Origin of the sequence: Glutamicibacter sp. V16R2B1, from assembly GCF_005774635.1 — a bacterium.
Lineage (GTDB): Bacteria > Actinomycetota > Actinomycetes > Actinomycetales > Micrococcaceae > Glutamicibacter > Glutamicibacter creatinolyticus.
Genome location: NZ_VATX01000041.1, coordinates 1 through 2796, shown reverse-complemented (window position 1 = coordinate 2796; position 2796 = coordinate 1). Strand labels below are relative to the sequence as shown.

At 69.1% G+C, this 2796-nt stretch carries 5 protein-coding genes; all 5 read right to left on the bottom strand.

The window, feature by feature from the left end; all coding sequences use genetic code 11:
- Positions 1-607, bottom strand: a 607-nt coding sequence (locus tag FDN03_RS15720) for a hypothetical protein (RefSeq protein WP_138178538.1), incomplete at its 3' end; no start/stop codon positions are given.
- 118 nt (positions 608-725) lie between these two features.
- Positions 726-1094, bottom strand: a complete 369-nt coding sequence (locus FDN03_RS15715) for a hypothetical protein (protein ID WP_138178537.1) — start codon at positions 1092-1094, stop codon at positions 726-728.
- 281 nt (positions 1095-1375) lie between these two features.
- Positions 1376-1804, bottom strand: a complete 429-nt coding sequence (locus tag FDN03_RS15710; RefSeq protein ID WP_138178536.1) for a hypothetical protein — start codon at positions 1802-1804, stop codon at positions 1376-1378.
- An 11-nt stretch (positions 1805-1815) separates the two neighbouring features.
- Positions 1816-2001, bottom strand: a complete 186-nt coding sequence (locus FDN03_RS15705) for a hypothetical protein (RefSeq protein ID WP_138178535.1) — start codon at positions 1999-2001, stop codon at positions 1816-1818.
- A partial coding sequence (locus FDN03_RS15700) for a DNA cytosine methyltransferase (RefSeq protein ID WP_171021290.1) occupies positions 1998-2796 on the bottom strand: 799 nt, incomplete at its 5' end. The genes FDN03_RS15700 and FDN03_RS15705, both read right to left, overlap by 4 nt.

The following is a 2796-nucleotide window of genomic DNA, read 5'->3' as shown; positions in this document are numbered from 1 at the left end:
CGTCGTAGTCGACGGTCTTCTGCCTGTCGCCGATCTTCTCGCCGCAGCCAAGGCAGTGATCTTTTCTGGTGGGGCGCCGTGCGTTCTCGGCATGCGTGGCCGCATGGTCGGCGTTCATCGCGAAGCCCAGCTCGGGGGTGGTGTCCCACTCGGAGTACATCGTCAGCAGGTCTGGGTAGACCTGCGCATCCGGGTAGGCCGTGCGGTCGAAGTTGCCCGCGGGGTCGGGGGTCAGCGCGACGATCCGCGCGTGCTGAGCCCGGTAGCCGGTCATGTTCGGCCCGTCGCACATCCGGCCCCACAGTTGAACAACGCCCACGGCGACGTGGTCCGGCTGGGTCTTGTTCCACTGGCTGGTCCAGCCGGGGTCTATGGGCCGTTTCCAGGCGTAGATCCCGCAGACGCAGCCCGGGTCGGGCGCCCGGTGGTTGCCCCCGTCTTTGGCGTGGCAGTTCGCAGTTGCGGTGCTCGTCAGCCATCCACGAGTCCAGAGGGGAAGCCGCGTCTTTATCCACCCGGCCTGCCCGTGGTAGGTGGGGGCGTTGGCCGGCATGAGGATTCCGGCGACGGGGGCGACGGTCCACGTGCGGTAGGCGATGACGCTCACGCTGGCACCGGCTCACGGGCAGGCACCGGCTCGGTGATCGGCTCGGATGGCATGGGGACTGCCCACGGGTCGTCGGCGGGCTCGTCCCACCACTTGTCCGGCTCTCCGATGCGGGCCATCACTCACCCACGTACAGGGACATGACCGGGACGAACCCGTCGGCAGGGTCGTTCGACCAGTCCCACTCGTCGTGGTCCGGGCCGAGTTCACGCAGGCGCCCATATCCGACGTCCAGCCGGCTGGCGGCGTCGTCCCACACCTCGGACTCGGAGCCGAGGAGCGTGTCGTAGGGGTTCTCGCCGGCCAGCTTGGTCAGGGGCCCGTCGATGTAGGCGCGGACCGCGGTGAGGGCGATGTCGGTGTCCCAGTGGTCGCGCAGGACGATGTTGACGAGCAGGTCGTCGGACCACAGGACGAGGACACGGATCGTGTGGCCGTTGACGGTCACCGTGTCGGTCCAGTCGGTGCTGAGAGTGTCTGTGCTCATGATGGTGGTCTCCTCGGGTGGCGCCCCGGGGCGGGATGTTCTCGACCCACCCCGAGGCGGCTGGTGATGCTGCTGGTCAGGCGGCTGGTTGCCGTTCGCGGAACCCGGGGCAGCCGCATGGTTCGACGCCGTGCTGCCCGTCGCAGCCCTCCTTGCCGTTCTCCTCCTCCCAGTGCAGGCCCTCCGAGCAGCGGCAGCGGGTGCACCTGACGGGCGGTTCCCACTCGGGTTCGGGTTCGACGGCGTCGAGGAACAGCGGCCTGCTGGCGGCTGTGGAGGTCTCAGGCGGCATCGGCATCGAGCAGCACCTCCCCGGTCTTCTTGTCGAACGGAAGGCCGTACTCGACTGCCCAGTCCCACAGAAGTTCGTGGATGGTGCTGCCGTCCTCGAAGGCGTTCCAGATGTCGAGGGCCACTTCTTCGGCGGCGGCCGGGTTGGTGGTCTGGTAGGTGCGCAGCAGGGTGATCTCGGCGAAGCGGGCGAGGAGGGCGTTGGTGTGGTTCATGTAGATCGCCAAACCGTCCGGGTCGTTCTTGTTGGCCCGGGTGATCGCATCTCGGTAGGTGTGCAGGTCGTGCATTGCGGAGGCGGTCAGGTACTGGGCAAGCCGGTCAGCGGTGACCTGCCGTTCGTCCGTGGGCCAGGTGAACGGCGCGTAGTCGGGTGGGGCGTCGGGCATGCCGGGCAGGGCGGTCGGCTCGGTGGCCATCGGATGCTCCTTCATCTGGCGGGGTTGGCACGTTCGCGGAGTTCCTGCTGCCGGGCCTCATGGCCGCCGGGCAGGCCACGGCCGCAGTCCGGGCAGAAGCTGGCGTCTTCGGCGGCGAACCATGCCCAGCTCGCCGCGTAGGCGTCGGGGATGAACCGGCCATCGAAGTCGCAGCGGGCCGGCAACTGCCGGGTCACGCTGCAGCTCCTGTGGGGATGTCGACGCCGATCGACGTGATCGCGGGGCTTGCCACGGCCTTGACGGTGGGGATCGGCACGCCGTTGCCGATCATCCGGGCGTGGTCTTTCTGGTTGCCGGCGAACCGGTAGTGGTCGGGGACGCCTTGCAGGCGGCGCTGCTCCGCGATGGAGATCATCCGGTAGTGGCAGTCAGCGAGCGTGGCGTCCGGTGATGGCCAGGTCAGCAGGGCGTGCCGGTCGGTGGTGGTCAGGGTGCGGACCGGGGCGAGGATCGGCCAGCCTTTTTCGTCGTCGTCGCTGTAGTAGGAGACGACCAGCGCATCCGCCTGCTCGGTCCCGGGGCGTGGGGTGAACCGCGGGTGGGTGCGCTGGCCGTGCGGCCCCCATGCGGCGAACGCTCGTGCGGCGCGGGCCGTGGACTTCGAGGCCAGCCGTGACGGGCTGCCGATCAGACGGCCGGGATGGTCGACGTCCAGCAGTTCGGCTGCGGTCGGTGCATATGGGGCGACGAGCCCGCGGCAGTGTGGGCACCTGTAGTCGTACCTCTCGCCCCACTTCCCGGTTGTGCGTGCCGGGTCGCGCCACACCTGCACCGCGTCGATGTCACCGCAGCGGGCGCACGGTGCCGGAGGGCAGAAGTCGACGTCTGGTGTCGGGGTGCCGTTCGGGGTGGCGAGGATGTAGGAGCGGTGCCGGTCCTGCCCGGTTTCGAACGCCGAGGTGCGGGAGACGACGGTGAGCTGGTAGCCGAGGTCGCGCATCGCCATCTGCCAGGCGGGCCACAGCACCCAG